Below are 14213 nucleotides of genomic sequence, written 5' to 3'. Positions count from 1 at the left end.
CGGGCGCAGCCGATTTCCGCAGGAAATCGTCACGGAAATCATCGATTTCCGGCGCCCGGCATCGGCGTCACAGCGGCAGGTACCAGATCGCCATGAACGGCCCCTCGCCCGAGCGCATCGCATGGGCGATGCCCGGCGGGTTGTAGATGCAGCCTGTCGGGCCGGGATCGGTCCAGTCCATCCGGGCATTCCACCATTCGCCGGGACTGAGCGACAGATAGACCTCTTCCGGCGGATGGTTGTGCGTGGCGTAATCCACCCCCGGCGCCATGACCGTGACCCCGATCCACAGATCCTCGCGCTCCTCAAGGCCTCCCGGCCCCAGGATCATCGCATTGGCATGGCCGCTCCAGAACTGCGGGTCGCTCTCTCTGGCCGAAGCGCGGCGCTTCCACTCCAGCTGTCCCTCCAGGGCCGCGAAGGTCCGTCCCAGCGCCGCCCGCTCGGGGGCCACGGCCGCCAGGGCGGGGACGATCCAGTCGCAGACCGGCAGCCGCGCCGCGTTCCCTCCGGCCGGGCCGACCGTGTTGAAGCGGCCGATCACCGTCTCCGCCGCCCGCAGCGCCTCGCCAGTGCAGGACATGCGCAGCGCCTTGGCGGAAACGGCAAGAAAGTCGCTGATTTCGGGGGATCGGGTCATGGCACCTCCGCTGGCGACCCCGGCAGGACTTGAACCTGCAACCTTCCCCTTAGGAGGGGGACGCTCTATCCGTTGAGCTACGGGGCCTTCCTGCCGTCATGCGATGAAATCGCCGCCATTTCAACCGTTGGAAAAGAAAAGGGGAGGCAAGTTTTGGCCCACTACCCCCCCTCCGTCCGTCGGGTTCCTGGTGAGAGCTTGCAGAACCCGGCGGATATGGCCAGCGCTGGCGGCTGTTAGCGCAAACAATAGCAGGCGAAAGCGGCTTGGACAAGCCTGGGTTTTGGCGCTAACAAAGAGTTATTCCACACGCTTGGACCCATGCCGTGATCAAACCCACGCCCGACCCACGCCATACGCTGACCCTGCGCGACGTCTCCGAAGCCTCGGGCGTTTCCGAGATGACGGTCAGCCGGGTCCTGCGCAACCGGGGCGACGTTTCGGCCGCGACCCGGGAAAAAGTGCTCGAGGCCGCGCGCACCCTTGGCTATGTCCCGAACAAGATCGCGGGGGCCCTCGCCTCGCAGCGGGTGAACCTGGTCGGGGTGGTGATTCCCTCGCTGTCGAACATGGTCTTCCCCGAGGTGATGACCGGCATCTCCGAAGTGCTGGAAGGCACCGGCCTGCAGCCTGTGGTAGGCGTCACCAACTATCTGCCCGATCGCGAGGAATCGGTGATCTACGAGATGCTCAGCTGGCGCCCCTCGGGCATGATCATCGCGGGGCTCGAACATTCCACCGCGTCGCACGCCATGCTTTCCCGCGCCGGGATTCCGATCGTCGAGATCATGGACATCGACGGCGCACCGATCAACCACGCCGTCGGTATCTCGCACCGCCGCGCCGGGCGGCAGATGGCCGAGGCGATCATCGCCGCCGGTTATCGCCGCATTGCCTTCCTGGGCACGCGGATGCCGAACGACTTCCGCGCCAAGAAGCGGCTGGAAGGGTTCGAGGAGGCGCTTTCCAAGGCGGGACTGACGCTCGTGGACCGCGAATTCTATTCGGGCGGATCGGCGCTGCTGAAGGGGCGCGAGATGACAGAGGCGGTACTGTCACGGTCGCCGGACGTTGATTTCCTTTATTTCTCCAACGACATGATCGGGGCGGGGGGGCTGCTCTGGTGCCTTGCCCAAGGCCTGGACGTCCCCGGCCGCATCGGGCTGGCCGGGTTCAACGGGGTCGAGCTTCTGGACGGCCTGCCGCGCAAGCTGGCGACGATGGACGCTTGCCGGCTGGAAATCGGCCGCAGGGCGGCAAGGATCATCGCCGATGTCCCGGGCGCGCCGCAGATCGAAGAACTGTTCCCCACACTGCAGCGCGGTGACACGATACGGTCAATCTCGTAGGGGGCGCTGTAGCGCACCCCACGGCATGCCTCAGGGATTGTCGTTGATATCCCGGTCCCAGATCTTCACCTGACCTTGCCGGACCCCCATGGTCCGGCGCAGGATCAGCCAGGCCGCGACCGAGGCCACCGCGAAGATCAGGATCAGCGCGGGCAACCCGGCCGGGATGCCGATGCCAACAAGAATCCCGGTGAGGACCGCCCCGATCGCGAAGCCCAGGAAGATATAGCCCGGCGCCAGGATCTCCAGTACGCCGAGGGCGAAGCCAAGGACGACCCAAGCCCACCAGGTTCCCGCCAGATCGTGCAGCATCCTACCGTCCTTTCAGCATCTTGAACGCATCCCCGAAGGCCTCCAGCAGGTTGGCCGGCACCAGGATAGTCTGCTTGCCCTGACCCGAGGCGATGGCCTGCATCGCCTCGACCTGCTTCAGCGCGACCTGGTATTGCGCCGCTTCCAGCCCGCTTTCCTTGATCGTCTCGGCGATCACGCCCGTCGCATAGGCCTCGGCGTCCGCCGTCACCCGCTTGGCCTTCGCCTGCTGCTCGGCGGCGTAAAGCTCGGCGTCGGCGGCCAGCTCCACCGCGCGCTTGCGGCCCTCGGCCTCCATGACCTGCGCCCGCCGCGCGCGTTCGGCGTTCAGCTGCTGCAACATCGCGGCCCGCGTCGCCTCATCGAGGTTGACGTCCAGGATCTCGGCCCGCGTCACCTCCACTCCCCAGTCGTCGACCATCACCGTCACCTGTTCGCGCACCCGCTCGATCAGCTGGGCGCGGTTCGACTGGACCTGGTCCAGCTCCAGCTTGCCGATCTCGCTCCGCACGATCCCCGCGACCGTGGTCGCAATCGCGCCATCCACGTCCCGGATGCGGTAAACGGTCTTTTCCGGCTCGGTCACGCGGTAGAAGACGCTGGTCTCGACCTTCACCAGCACGTTGTCGGCGGTGATCGCATCCTGGCTGGCATTCGGCAGCTGCCGTTCCAGGACCGAGACCTTGTGCGCCACCCGGTCCAGGAAGGGCACGACGAAGTTGATCCCCGGCCCCAGCACCGACCGCAGCCGGCCGAAGCGTTCCACGACGTGCTTTTCCGATTGCGGCACGATGCGGACCCCCAGGAAAATGCTGAGGATGATGAACAGGGCGATAAAGATATAGACCAGCGGCCAGCCGACCAGATCCTGGTAATCCATGAAAACCCCCTTCTTGAAATATCTGCGCGTCCTGCGCCTGCCTCAATCTCGCGCGACATCCCCATCAGCGCAAGTCCCGAGCGCCTTGTCTGCCCGGCATCTTCCCCCTGACCGGCGAAGCGGATAGGTTCGCCGCGATCCCTTGAACGGAGCCCGAAATGACCCAGCGCCTGCACCTTGTCTTCGGGGGCGAGCTTGTCGACCCGCAAGTCAATGTCTTCCGGGACGTGTCGAAGATCCATATCGTCGGCATGTTCCCGAACTACGAGACCGCCTTCAGCGCCTGGAAGGCCGAGGCGCAGCGCACCGTGGACAATGCCCACATGCGCTATTTCATCGCCCATATCCACCGCCTGCGGGATGAGGCCAGGTCGGGCTCCCCGACCGAGGAGCTGGGCGCCTGATCCATGCCCGCCTCGCTGGGTCTGACGCTGTACAACCTCGGCCAGCGCCGGGAACCGGGTGCCGAGGCCGCCCGGCCCAGGCGTCCGGCCGGGCGCCTGGTCTGGCTGCACGCGCCGGGCGAGGCGGCGGCTCCGGCGATGCTCGCGCTGGCCGGGCGGCTGGTCGAAGAGGACGGGGTTGCCGTGCTTCTGACCTGTCCGGCGGCGCTGCCGCAGCGCGCCGGGGTGATCCTGCAACCCCCGCCGCCCGACACGCCGTCCGAGGCGCGGGCCTTTCTTGACCACTGGCGACCCGAAGCCGCCGTCTTTTCGGAAGGCGAGTTGCGCCCCGCAATCCTGCACGAGGCCGCCGAGCGCGCCATTCCCATGCTTCTGGTCAATGCCCGCGCCCCCACCTTCCTGCGCGAACGGGACGGCTGGTATCCGGGGCTGATGCGCTCGGCCCTGTCGCGTTTCCAGCATGTCGCGGCGGTGGACGAAGCCGCGGCGCGCGCCTTCCGCAAGGCCGGGGCGGCGCTGTCCGCAGTGGCGGTGACGGGGCGGATGATGGAGGACAATCCCGTCCTGCCCTGCCTCGAGGCCGAACGCGCGGCGCTGGCGAAGATGGTCGCATCGCGCCCGGTCTGGTTCGCGGCGGGCATCCCCGAGGCCGAGGAGGCGGCGGTGATCCAGGCGCATCGCATGGCGCTGCAGCATTCGCACCGGCTGCTGATGATCCTGATGCCGGCCGACCCCTCGCGTTCCGCCACGCTGGCCGTGCAGATGGAGGCAGCCGAAGGTTGGGTGGTCGCCCAGCGGTCGCTGGACGAGGAGCCGGAGCCGGAAGTCGAGGTGTTCATCGTCGACAATGCGGCGGAGTACGGGTTGTGGTATCGGCTTGCCCCGGTCTGCTATCTGGGTGGCAGCCTCACGAGCAAAGGCCCGCTGCGCTCGCCGATGGAGCCGGCCGCGCTGGGATCGGCGATCCTGCACGGGCCGCGGATGGGGGGCTATGGGCCGCTCTTCGGCCGGCTGGGCGCGGTGCGGGGAACCCGGGCCGTGGCCTCGGCCAATGATCTGGGCGACGCGCTGGGCGATCTCCTGGCCCCCGACCGGGCGGCGCGGCTGGCGCATGCCGCCTGGGCCCTGGCCAGCGACGGCGCGGAAGTGACCGAGGGCGTGCTGAACCGCCTGCGCAACATCCTGGACGGCGGCTGATGCGCGCGCCCGGCTTCTGGTGGCGCAGGCCCGACCGGCCGGGGCTGCTGCCCCGCCTGCTGTCCCCTCTGGGCTGGCTATATGCGGCCGCGACGGCGCGGCGGCTGAAACAGTCGGGCTACCGGCCTGCGGTTCCGGTGCTCTGCGTCGGCAATCTGGTCGCGGGCGGCGCGGGCAAGACGCCCACGGTGATCGCCCTGGTCGAGCGGCTGGCGGCGCGCGGCCATGCGGCGCATGTGGTCAGCCGGGGCCATGGCGGGCGGCTGGAGGGGCCGGTGCAGGTCACGGCGACGCACCGGGCCGAGGAGGTAGGGGACGAGCCGTTGCTCCTTTCGGCCTTTGCGCCGGTCTGGGTTGCCAAGGACCGGGCGGCAGGTGTGCGGGCGGCCGAGGCGGCGGGGGCGCGGGTGATCCTGCTGGACGACGGGTTCCAGAACCCCTCGGTGGTGCCCTCGCTGGGGCTGGTGGTGGTGGATGCCGCCAAGGGCTTCGGCAACGACCGCTGCATTCCGGCCGGTCCGCTGCGCGAGCCGGTCGGGGTCGGGCTGGCCCGGGCGGATCTGGTGCTGACGATCGGGGACGAGGCGGCGCAGGCCCGTTTCGGCGCGATCTGGAGCGGGGCGGTCGCTGTGCCTCGGCTGGCCGGACGGCTGGAGCCTTTGCCGATGGGGATGGACTGGCAGGGGCAACGGGTGCTGGCCTTCGCCGGGATCGCCGATCCGTCGCGATTCTTCGCCACTCTGCGCGGCGAGGGGGCCGAACTGGTCCGTGGCGAGGCCCTGGCGGATCACGAGATGCTGTCGGAAACCCTGCTGCGCCGCCTGGAGGCCGAGGCGGTGGCGGCGGGCGCGCAACTGGTCACGACCGAGAAGGACGCGGCCCGACTGCCCCCGGCCTGGCGGCCGAAGGTGCTGACGCTGGTGGTGCGGCTGCGGGTCGCCGACTGGTCGGCGCTGGACGCCGCATTCGACCGGCTGGGATTGTAAGCCTAAAATTTTTCGACGAAAAATTTTAGGCTTGGAGCTTCCCCAACACCTCGTCCCGATGCTGGCCCAGCCGGGGCGCCGGGCGGTCCAGCGCCAGCTCCGCCCCCGAGAAGGACATCGGGCTGCGGACGCCGGGCAGCCCTTCCGGCGCGATCTGCATCCCCCGTGCCACGACCTGCGGATCGGCGAAGACCTCGGCCATGTCGTTGATCGGCCCGGCAGGAACGCCCTCGGCCTCGCAGGCGGCCAGGAGATCGGCCTTCGCCCAGGTCCGGGTCGCAGCGGTGATCCTTTCGGTCATCTCCTCCCGGTGGGCAATGCGGTCGGCGTTGGTCAGGAACCTGGCATCCGTCGCCATGTCCTGCAGCCCCAGGATACCGCACAGGCGCTGATACTGGCCGTCGTTCCCGGTCGCCAGGATCAGCCAGCCGTCCTTGCAGTCGAAGACCGCATAGGGGGCCAGGTTCGGATGCGCATTCCCCATCAAGCCGGGGGCCTTGCCCGAGGCGAGGTAGTTCATCGCCTGGTTCGCCATGATGCCGGTGGCCACGTCCAGCAGCGCCATGTCGATCTGCTGGCCCTCTCCGGTCGTGCCGCGCTGGACGAGTGCGGCCAGGATCGCGGTGGCGGCATAGACCCCGGTGAACACATCCGTCACCGCGACGCCCACCTTCTGCGGCTGGCCGTCGGCGGGGCCGGTGACGCTCATCAGCCCGGACATGCCCTGGATGATGAAATCATAGCCGGCGCGGTGGGCATAGGGGCCGGTCTGGCCGAAGCCGGTGATCGAGCAGTAGATCAGCCGGGGGTTCACCCGGCGCAGGCTCTCCCAGTCGAGACCGTATTTCGCCAACCCGCCGACCTTGAAGTTCTCGATCACCACATCCGCGTCGGCGACCAGCCGCCGGACGACCTCCTGCCCCTCGGGGGTGCGGAAATCGCAGGTGATCGACCGCTTGCCCCGGTTCGCGGCGTGGAAATAGGCGGCGGTCCTCTCGCCTTCCGCCTCGATGAAGGGGGGACCCCAGCGGCGGGTGTCGTCGCCCTCGGGCGCCTCGACCTTGATCACGTCCGCGCCCAGGTCGGCCAGCGTCTGCCCGGCCCAGGGTCCGGCCAGGATGCGCGCCAGTTCGATGACGCGGATCCCCTCCAGCGGCGCGGCCATTATTTCGCCAGCTCGGCGTCGATCAGCGCCTTCAGATCGGCATAGGCCATGTTCGAGTGCTTGGTGCCATTGACAAAGATCGTCGGCGTACCCGAGACCCCGTCGGCGGCCATGTTGGCCTCGAACTGCTTGATCAGCGCCTCGGCCTTGGCCTGGTCGTTCAGGCAGGCGTCCAGCGTCGCCTGGTCCAGCCCGGCCGAAAGTCCGATGGTCTTGAGCTTGTTCACCACCGCGGTCGGATCCGGCGCGGCCGCCCAGTCCTGCTGCTGGTCGAACAGCATGTCGTGGATGCCGAAATAGCGCATCTCCCCGCCACAGCGGGCGACCATGGCCGCCCACAGGCCGTAGCGGTCGAAATAGACCTCGCGCAGGGTGAAGTGGACCTTGCCGGTGTCGATGTACTCCGACTTCAGGTTCTTGAAGGCCGCCTTGTGGAAGTCGGCGCAATGCGGGCAGGTGTAGCTGGCATATTCGACGATCTTCACCGGCGCGTCGGGCGAGCCCAGCGAGAAGTCTCCGGGCGCCTCGGTCGCGGGGGCGGCCTCCTGCGCCAGCGCGGGCGTGAGGGCGGCCGTGGCGGCCGCAGCAAGGGCGATCATCGCGCGGCGGTTCAGTTTCAGCATCGTCAGGCGTCCTTCTTCATGCGCGGGCGAGTTAAGATGTTTTGCGCCAGCTGTTCAAGTGCGCCGCGCAATCCGGGATCGGCGATTCCCTCGGCCGTGCTGCGGGCGAGGGCTTGCGTGGCGGGGTCGGGTGTGGCCACCGCCTTCGGGGCGGGCGTGAACTCGGCCCGGCCCTCGGCAAAGCCGGTGGCGGCGGTTTGCGTCAGGTGGATATGGCTGATCGCGGCATAGCCGTAGACGGCGTTCACCCGCTCCTTCAGCACCGGCAGGGCCATCTGCACCATCGGCGCCTCGGCCGCCCGGACCAGGAGTGTCAGCGTGGCGCCCATGCCGCCCTTGCCGTAGCCGATCTTCACCGGCCGGGTCTTGCCGGCCATGTCCTCGCCCGCGACCTCGGTCCAGTGGGTGAGAAGGCGCGCGACGGCGAAGCCTCGCGATTCCCCGGCGGCGCGGACGGTGTCCCTCATCAGCCCGAAAGCAGGCTCGAACCCGCGCATGCGGTGTTCACTGGACGGAGAGGGGAGTGGTTTGCGCGCCATTTCCGACATTCTATCGCAGCCCGCGTCTCCCGCCAGAGAGCATTGCGTTTCAGCCCATAAAGATCGCGTGACGCCCGGAGGGGGCTGGTCGCGGGCCGGGGGATGGCTATGTTCAGGCGCGATGCAGACCGATCCCGACCTTACCACGCAGCTTCTGGCCTGGTACGACCGCCACGCAAGGGTGATGCCCTGGCGCGTGTCGCCTGCGGACCGGGCCGCGGGGCTGCGGCCGGACCCCTATCGCGTCTGGCTGTCCGAAGTGATGCTGCAACAGACCACGGTGGCGGCGGTGAAGGACTATTTCCACCGCTTCACCGCGCGCTGGCCGACGGTTACGGAGCTCGCGGCGGCCGAGGATGCGGCGGTGATGGGGGAATGGGCGGGTCTTGGCTATTATGCCCGCGCCCGGAACCTCTTGAAATGCGCCCGTGCCGTGGTCGCGGATCATGGCGGCCTCTTCCCGGACAGCCGCGCCGGGTTGCTGACCCTGCCGGGCATCGGCCCCTACACCGCCAGCGCCATCGCCGCGATCGCCTTCGACGAAGCGGCGACCGTGGTCGACGGCAATGTCGAGCGGGTGATGTCCCGCATGTTCCTGGTCGAAACGCCGCTGCCCGCCGCCAAGCCCGGACTGGTTGCGCTGGCCGGGCGGCTGACATCGCTCGACCGGCCGGGCGATCACGCGCAGGCGGTGATGGATCTTGGCGCGACGATCTGCACGCCGCGCAACCCGGCCTGCGGGATCTGCCCCTGGACCCACGCCTGCGCCGCCCGCGCGGCCGGGATGCAGGCCGAACTGCCGCGCAAGACGCCCAAAGCGGACAAGCCCCTGCGGCGGGGCAGGGTCTGGCTCGGACATCGCGACGGCGCCGTGCTGCTGGAACGGCGGGCCGAGCGCGGGCTGCTGGGCGGGATGCTGGGCCTGCCGGGCGATGGCTGGGATGGGTCCGGGGGCGAGGCGCCTGCCGCGGCCGACTGGCAGGAGGTGGGCGAGGTGCGCCATACCTTCACCCATTTCCACCTGATCCTTCGGGTCCTCGTGGGGCGGGTGGATGGGGCCGCGCAAAGGGGCGACTGGATCAGCCGCGCCGATTTTCGCCCGGCCGACCTGCCCACCGTGATGCGCAAGGCCTGGGATCTGGCTCGGTCCGGCATTTGATTGAAATCTTCAGTATATAGTTCCTCCTGTGGCCCTGTCTGCGGCGTCGTGGCCCTTCCGCGACAGGAGGCGGGCCGTTAGTGTACCCGCATGAGCCGTCTGCCCTCAGCCCTGCCGTTCTGGCTGTCGCTGTGCCTGCCGCCCCTGGCGGTGCTGGGCATGGTCTTCGGCGGCTGGACGATCGCGCTGCTGCCGCTCTCGACCTGGTGGCTCTTCACGCTTCTGGATGCGGTGACCACGCCGAATCGGGAAAATCCCGACCCGCAGACCGACGACTCCGCGCTGCTCTGGCACCGGGCGGTAACGCTGGTCTGGTTCCCGGTCCAGTTCACGCTCCTGCTCGCGATGCTGTGGTATGTCCCGCGCGCCGCGCATCTGGGAACGGGCGAGAGCATCGGGCTGTTCTTCGGCATGGGCGTCCTTTCAGGGACCATCGGCATCAATTACGCGCATGAGCTGATGCACCAGAAATCGCGGCTGGAGCGCCTGCTGGCCGACCTGCTGCTGGCCACGGTCCTCTACTCGCATTTCCGGTCCGAGCATCTTCGCGTCCACCATGTCCACGTCGGCACCCCGCGCGATCCGGTGACCGCACGCTATAACGAGGGGTTCCACCGCTTCTTTCCCCGCGTCCTGCGGCAATGCCCGCCCTCTGCCTGGCGGGCCGAGGCGGCGATGCTGGCGCGTCGGGGGCTGCCCTGGTGGCACCGGGCGAATCCCTTCTGGCGCTACGGCGCGCTGCAGGCGGCGATGCTGGCGCTGGCGCTGGCCCTTGGCGGCCGGTCGGGGCTGGGCCTGTTCCTGGTGCAGGCCTGCGCCGCGATCTGGCAGCTGGAGCTGGTGAATTATATCGAGCATTACGGCCTGACCCGCCGTCATCTCGGCGCCGCGAAATACGAACATGTCCTGCCGCACCACAGCTGGAACGCCGAGCATCGGGCCTCGAACTGGCTGCTGATCAACCTGCAGCGCCATTCGGATCACCACTACAAGCCGGATCGCCGTTTTCCGCTGTTGCAGACCTATCCCAAGGCCCAGGCGCCGCAGCTGCCCTTTGGCTATCCGCTGATGGCGATGGCCGCGATGGTGCCGCCCCTGTGGAAGCGGGTGATGAACCCCAGGGTAAAGGCCTGGCGCAAACGGCATTACCCCGACATCACCGACTGGCATCCCTACAACAAGGCGCTGAACCCGGTCGCCTAGCTGCGTCGCGCGGGGGCCGGCTGGGGTCCCGCCAAAGCGGGTCAACCGCCCACCGTGCCGGCCCCGGCGGAGCCTTTCGGCAGCGGGCCACCCAGAGCAGCGCGCGGTCGAAGCCATGTGCGCCGGGCGGCGTACGGTTCGTCCAGGGTGATCGGTGACCGAACCCAGCCGACTGGTGACAGAAAGGCCGGATTTCGAGCATATGACGACGCCAACATTGACGCAGGCCGCGCCGACCAGCCGTTGCGCAGGATGCCGGACCCGATTGGGTGTGCAGGGCATCGCCTGGAGGGCGCCCCGGTGCTGTCCGGTTTCAGCACAGGACCTCGATCAGGCGGGGGCCGCGCTGGCCCATCGCCTCGGCGAAGGCGGCGTTGAAGCCGGCCATGTCCTCCACCCGCACCGCCCGCACCCCGTGGCCCTGCGCCAGCGCCACCCAGTCCAGTCGGGGGCCCTCGACGTCGAACATCTGGCTGGCGTTGCGGCCGACCTCGTTCACTCCCATCGCCGCCAGCTCCTCGCGCAGGATCTGGTAGCCCCGGTTGGCGAAGATCACCGTGGTCACGTCCAGCCCCTCGCGTGCCATGGTCCACAGCGACTGCAGGGTGTACATCCCAGACCCGTCGCCCTCCAGCACCACGACCTTGCGCTCCGGGCAGGCCACGGCGGCACCCACGGCATTGGGCAGGCCAAAGCCGATCGACCCGCCGGTGATCGTCAGCACGTCATGCCCGCGCGCCTGCTTCAGGGCCGGGGCGAGGTGACCCGAGGCGGTGATCCCCTCGTCCACGATGATCGCCTCCTCGGGCAGCAGCGCGGCGATGGACTGGCCCAGTTTCTCCAGCGTCAGCAGGCCATCGGGCAGGGGTGGCAGCGAGAGGGCGGTGAAATCCCCCGGCCCGAGGTCCGCCTCGCCGATCTCCTCGGCCAGGGCGCGCAGGGTCCAGCCGATGTCCATGTCGCGGCCGCACAGGTCGATCAGGCGGGTATCCGGGTCATCGGGGGTCGAGGGGCGGCCGGGATAGGCGAAGAACCCGGCGGGCCGCGTGGTGCCGCACAGGACCAGCGCCGGGGCGCCGTGGAGCAGGGCAAGGTTGTCCTCGATCCGGTAGGCCATCCGCTCGACCGCCACCGACCCCGCCCCCCGGCGGAAGCGGGCGGCGAAGAAGGGCTGCATCAGCCGCGCGCCCGCCGCCTTGGTCAGCCGTTTCGCCAGCAGCCCAAGGTCCGACCACAGCGCGGGGCCATCCAGCAGCAGGATCGCGCCGGGTTGGCGCAGGGCGCGGGCGGCGGCCCCCACCTCTTCCCGTGACGGGCGGCGCAGCGGCACCGGCAGCGGCGCCACCGCATGTCCCTCGGCCCGGTCCCAGGCCATGTTGGCGGGCAGGATCAGCGTCGCGATCTGGCCATTCCCGCCGCGCGCCGCCTGGATCGCATCGGCCGCGTCCGTCGCCACTCGCCCCGGCTGCGAACAGACACGGGTCCAGTGCGAGACCGCCTGGCTGATCCCGGCCGTATCGCCCTTGAGCGGGGCCTCGAACCGCAGGTGATAGTCCGCGTGATCCCCCATCACGTTCAGCACCCCGCTTTGCGCCTTGCGCGCATTGTGGAGGTTGGCGACGGCATTGCCGAAGCCGGGCGCAAGGTGCAACAAGGTCGCCGCCACCTCTCCCGACATGCGGAAATAGCCGTCCGCCGCGCCCGAGACCCCGCCCTCGAACAGGCAGAGGATGCAGCGCAGGTCGGGATGGCGGTCGAGCGCGGCGACGAAATGCATCTCCGAGGTGCCGGGATTGGCGAAGCAGACCCGAACGCCACTGGCCAGCAGGGTCTTCACCAGGGTTTCCGCGCCGTTCATCCTTTGCCCCTCCGCTTCGTGATCGCCGCTCCCTCCTTGGCAGTCCGCGTCCCGTGGCGCAACCCCGGCCGCCTTGCGGCCCGATCACTCAATCTCCCCCGGTCCGCCATATTTTTGCCGTTCTGGAAACGCTTCCTTGGGGCAGGTGAATGGCAAGGCCGCGCAATGGGACCAAAGGTTATCCAGTTCGACACGGAACGGCGCGAGGCGACAGCCCCGGCCCTGCGCCGCGTGACGCTGATCGTGCCCGTCTACAACGAGGAGGCCAGCATCGCGCTGTTCCTCGCACGGCTCTCCCCGGTGATCGAGGAGGCAAGCCCCCTTGCCCGTATCGACATCCTCTTCGTCAACGACGGCAGCCGCGACAGGACCGAGCGGCTGATCCTGGCCGAGGCGGAAAGGCGGCCCGGCATCTCGCTTCTGAACCTGTCGCGCAACTTCGGGAAAGAGGCCGCGCTGACCGCCGGTCTCCACCATGCTGCGGGGGATGCGGTGATTCCGCTGGACGTCGACCTGCAGGACCCGCCCGAGGTCATCCTGCTGATGATCCGGCGCTGGCTGGACGGGGCGAAGATCGTCAACGCCCGGCGCAACCGGCGCGACGGGGACAGCTGGCTGAAGTCGCGCTCGGCCGGGGCCTTCTACCGCCTGTTCAACGCCATGGCCGAACGCCCGATCCCGCGCGACGTCGGCGACTTCCGCCTCATGGACCGCGAGGTGGTGCAGGCGATCCGCCAGCTCGGCGAACGCTCGCGCTGCAACAAGGCGCTGTTCTCCTGGGTCGGCTTCGAGACCGAGGAAGTCCTCTATGACCGCCCCGCCCGCGCCGCGGGCGAGACGCAATGGTCCTACTGGAAGCTCGCCAAACTGGCGCTCGATGCGATCTTCTCCTCGACCACGGTGCCGCTGCGGATCTGGACTTATGTCGGCATGCTGATGGCGCTGGTCTCGCTGGTCTACTCGCTGGCCCTCTTCGTCCGCACCCTGGTGTTCGGGATCGACGTGCCCGGCTATGCCTCGACCGTGATCCTGATCCTGGTCTTCGGCGGCATGAACATGTTCGCGCTGGGCATCATCGGCGAATATGTCGGCCGCATCTACACCGAGGTCCGCCAGCGCCCGCTTTACGTCGTGCGATCGCACCACATCGCCGAATCCGCCGAGGCCTGAATGGAACATGTCGTCTACGACCGCATGAACGAACTGGAATCGCGCCACTGGTGGTTCGTCGCCCGCCGCGCGATCATCGAAAGCCTGATCGACCGCACCTTGGGCAAGCGCCCGGCCCGCATCCTCGAGGCCGGCTGTGGCAGCGGCGGCAACCTGCAGATGCTGCGCCGGTTCGGACAGGTCGACGCGTTCGAATTCCATGAGCCCGCGCGCCAGAAGGCGGTCGAGAAATCCGGCCTGAACATCCCCTTCGGGGCCCTGCCCGACATCCTCCCCTTCGACGATCGGCGCTATGATCTGATCGGCCTTTTCGACGTGCTGGAGCATGTCGAGGACGACGTCGCTTCACTGGCCGCGCTTGGCGGCCGCCTGGGCGAGGGCGGCAAGCTTCTGGTGACGGTCCCGGCCTTCCCCTTCCTCTGGTCGGGCCATGACGTGAGGCACCACCATTTCCGGCGCTATACCAAGGCCAGCCTGGACGCAGCGGCGCAGAAGGCCGGGCTGAGGGTTTGCTATGCCAGCTATTTCAACTTCTTCCTCTTTCCGCTGGCCGTCGCGGCGCGGGCGGCAAAGCGGCTGACCGGCAGTGAGGTGCCGGACGACCAGATGCCCGCCGGTTGGGCCAACGCGGTCCTCGCCCGCATCTTCGGGGTCGAGCGTCACCTTCTCGGCCGGGTGCGCCTGCCGGTCGGCCTCTCACTCGCGGCCGTGCTGGAGAAGGCGTGAAC

Annotated in this window: 15 protein-coding genes and 1 tRNA gene; 8 read left to right on the top strand and 8 right to left on the bottom strand. The window is 68.7% G+C overall.

What is annotated here, in order from left to right:
- Positions 1 to 67 precede the first annotated feature (67 nt).
- A complete protein-coding gene (locus I7S92_RS08690; RefSeq protein ID WP_197643108.1) occupies positions 68 to 640 on the bottom strand; it encodes a dimethylsulfonioproprionate lyase family protein in 573 nt (190 codons plus the stop codon).
- An 11-nt stretch (positions 641 to 651) separates the two neighbouring features.
- A tRNA-Arg gene (locus I7S92_RS08685) sits at positions 652 to 727 on the bottom strand.
- 239 nt (positions 728 to 966) lie between these two features.
- On the opposite strand from I7S92_RS08685, the gene I7S92_RS08680 reads away from it, so the two are divergent.
- Positions 967 to 1989, top strand: coding sequence for a LacI family DNA-binding transcriptional regulator (locus I7S92_RS08680; protein ID WP_287863643.1), 1023 nt, complete (start codon positions 967 to 969; stop codon positions 1987 to 1989).
- 30 nt (positions 1990 to 2019) lie between these two features.
- Here I7S92_RS08680 and I7S92_RS08675 read toward each other — a convergent pair whose 3' ends face one another.
- Positions 2020 to 2301 (bottom strand): NfeD family protein, encoded by a 282-nt coding sequence (locus I7S92_RS08675; RefSeq protein WP_197643107.1) that lies wholly within the window; start codon positions 2299 to 2301, stop codon positions 2020 to 2022.
- 1 nt (position 2302) lies between these two features.
- Positions 2303 to 3181 carry an SPFH domain-containing protein gene (locus tag I7S92_RS08670; RefSeq protein WP_197643106.1) on the bottom strand — a complete coding sequence of 293 codons (879 nt, stop codon included), beginning with the start codon at positions 3179 to 3181 and terminating at the stop codon, positions 2303 to 2305.
- A 158-nt stretch (positions 3182 to 3339) separates the two neighbouring features.
- On the opposite strand from I7S92_RS08670, the gene I7S92_RS08665 reads away from it, so the two are divergent.
- The 3 genes from I7S92_RS08665 to lpxK are packed head-to-tail and all read left to right on the top strand — an operon-like array spanning position 3340 to position 5768.
- Positions 3340 to 3585: a DUF4170 domain-containing protein gene (locus tag I7S92_RS08665; RefSeq protein WP_197643105.1), complete on the top strand. Its 246-nt coding sequence runs from the start codon at positions 3340 to 3342 to the stop codon at positions 3583 to 3585.
- Positions 3586 to 3588: 3 nt separating this feature from the next.
- Positions 3589 to 4782, top strand: a complete 1194-nt coding sequence (locus tag I7S92_RS08660) for a 3-deoxy-D-manno-octulosonic acid transferase (protein WP_197643104.1) — start codon at positions 3589 to 3591, stop codon at positions 4780 to 4782.
- Positions 4782 to 5768: a tetraacyldisaccharide 4'-kinase gene (gene lpxK, locus I7S92_RS08655; RefSeq protein WP_197643103.1), complete on the top strand. Its 987-nt coding sequence runs from the start codon at positions 4782 to 4784 to the stop codon at positions 5766 to 5768. Before I7S92_RS08660 ends, lpxK begins: the two co-directional genes overlap by 1 nt.
- A gap of 25 nt (positions 5769 to 5793) precedes the next feature.
- Here lpxK and I7S92_RS08650 read toward each other — a convergent pair whose 3' ends face one another.
- The 3 genes from I7S92_RS08650 to I7S92_RS08640 are packed head-to-tail and all read right to left on the bottom strand — an operon-like array spanning position 5794 to position 8095.
- A complete protein-coding gene (locus I7S92_RS08650) occupies positions 5794 to 6933 on the bottom strand; it encodes a CaiB/BaiF CoA transferase family protein (RefSeq protein WP_197643102.1) in 1140 nt (379 codons plus the stop codon).
- Positions 6933 to 7532 (bottom strand): DsbA family protein, encoded by a 600-nt coding sequence (locus tag I7S92_RS08645; protein ID WP_242070134.1) that lies wholly within the window; start codon positions 7530 to 7532, stop codon positions 6933 to 6935. The genes I7S92_RS08650 and I7S92_RS08645 overlap by 1 nt, the downstream gene beginning before the upstream one ends.
- Before the next feature lie 26 nt (positions 7533 to 7558).
- Positions 7559 to 8095 (bottom strand): DUF721 domain-containing protein, encoded by a 537-nt coding sequence (locus I7S92_RS08640; RefSeq protein WP_197643100.1) that lies wholly within the window; start codon positions 8093 to 8095, stop codon positions 7559 to 7561.
- 121 nt (positions 8096 to 8216) lie between these two features.
- Here I7S92_RS08640 and I7S92_RS08635 point away from each other — a divergent pair, with 121 nt between their 5' ends.
- Entirely contained in the window at positions 8217 to 9254 is a 1038-nt protein-coding gene (locus I7S92_RS08635; protein ID WP_197643099.1) for an A/G-specific adenine glycosylase, read from the top strand.
- Positions 9255 to 9344: 90 nt separating this feature from the next.
- Positions 9345 to 10457: an alkane 1-monooxygenase gene (locus tag I7S92_RS08630; RefSeq protein WP_197643098.1), complete on the top strand. Its 1113-nt coding sequence runs from the start codon at positions 9345 to 9347 to the stop codon at positions 10455 to 10457.
- Between the two features lie 313 nt (positions 10458 to 10770).
- On the opposite strand, the gene I7S92_RS08625 is transcribed toward I7S92_RS08630, so the two are convergent.
- Positions 10771 to 12315, bottom strand: coding sequence for an acetolactate synthase large subunit (locus I7S92_RS08625; RefSeq protein ID WP_197643097.1), 1545 nt, complete (start codon positions 12313 to 12315; stop codon positions 10771 to 10773).
- A 165-nt stretch (positions 12316 to 12480) separates the two neighbouring features.
- Between I7S92_RS08625 and I7S92_RS08620 the strand changes: the two genes are divergently transcribed.
- Positions 12481 to 13485 carry a glycosyltransferase family 2 protein gene (locus I7S92_RS08620; protein WP_197643096.1) on the top strand — a complete coding sequence of 335 codons (1005 nt, stop codon included), beginning with the start codon at positions 12481 to 12483 and terminating at the stop codon, positions 13483 to 13485.
- On the top strand, positions 13486 to 14211 hold the full coding sequence (locus I7S92_RS08615; protein WP_197643095.1) for a class I SAM-dependent methyltransferase: 726 nt from the start codon (positions 13486 to 13488) through the stop codon (positions 14209 to 14211). It begins immediately after the preceding gene.
- The last annotated feature ends 2 nt before the right edge of the window (positions 14212 to 14213 follow it).

This window comes from Tabrizicola soli, assembly GCF_015999335.1.
GTDB lineage: Bacteria > Pseudomonadota > Alphaproteobacteria > Rhodobacterales > Rhodobacteraceae > Tabrizicola > Tabrizicola soli.
The sequence above is the reverse complement of the archived record's forward strand: the minus strand, read 5'-3'. Positions and strand labels throughout refer to the sequence as shown.

Excerpts from the sequence above, each read along its gene's own strand:
- lpxK (WP_197643103.1), top strand. The coding sequence starts at position 4,782 with ATGCGCGCGCCCGGCTTCTGGTGGCGCAGGCCCGACCGGCCGGGGCTG.
- I7S92_RS08665 (WP_197643105.1), top strand. The coding sequence starts at position 3,340 with ATGACCCAGCGCCTGCACCTTGTCTTCGGGGGCGAGCTTGTCGACCCG.
- I7S92_RS08670 (WP_197643106.1), bottom strand. The coding sequence starts at position 3,181 with ATGGATTACCAGGATCTGGTCGGCTGGCCGCTGGTCTATATCTTTATC.
- I7S92_RS08675 (WP_197643107.1), bottom strand. The coding sequence starts at position 2,301 with ATGCTGCACGATCTGGCGGGAACCTGGTGGGCTTGGGTCGTCCTTGGC.
- I7S92_RS08635 (WP_197643099.1), top strand. The coding sequence starts at position 8,217 with ATGCAGACCGATCCCGACCTTACCACGCAGCTTCTGGCCTGGTACGAC.
- I7S92_RS08640 (WP_197643100.1), bottom strand. The coding sequence starts at position 8,095 with ATGGCGCGCAAACCACTCCCCTCTCCGTCCAGTGAACACCGCATGCGC.
- I7S92_RS08615 (WP_197643095.1), top strand. The coding sequence starts at position 13,486 with ATGGAACATGTCGTCTACGACCGCATGAACGAACTGGAATCGCGCCAC.
- I7S92_RS08645 (WP_242070134.1), bottom strand. The coding sequence starts at position 7,532 with ATGATCGCCCTTGCTGCGGCCGCCACGGCCGCCCTCACGCCCGCGCTG.
- I7S92_RS08660 (WP_197643104.1), top strand. The coding sequence starts at position 3,589 with ATGCCCGCCTCGCTGGGTCTGACGCTGTACAACCTCGGCCAGCGCCGG.
- I7S92_RS08630 (WP_197643098.1), top strand. The coding sequence starts at position 9,345 with ATGAGCCGTCTGCCCTCAGCCCTGCCGTTCTGGCTGTCGCTGTGCCTG.
- I7S92_RS08650 (WP_197643102.1), bottom strand. The coding sequence starts at position 6,933 with ATGGCCGCGCCGCTGGAGGGGATCCGCGTCATCGAACTGGCGCGCATC.
- I7S92_RS08625 (WP_197643097.1), bottom strand. The coding sequence starts at position 12,315 with ATGAACGGCGCGGAAACCCTGGTGAAGACCCTGCTGGCCAGTGGCGTT.
- I7S92_RS08620 (WP_197643096.1), top strand. The coding sequence starts at position 12,481 with ATGGGACCAAAGGTTATCCAGTTCGACACGGAACGGCGCGAGGCGACA.
- I7S92_RS08690 (WP_197643108.1), bottom strand. The coding sequence starts at position 640 with ATGACCCGATCCCCCGAAATCAGCGACTTTCTTGCCGTTTCCGCCAAG.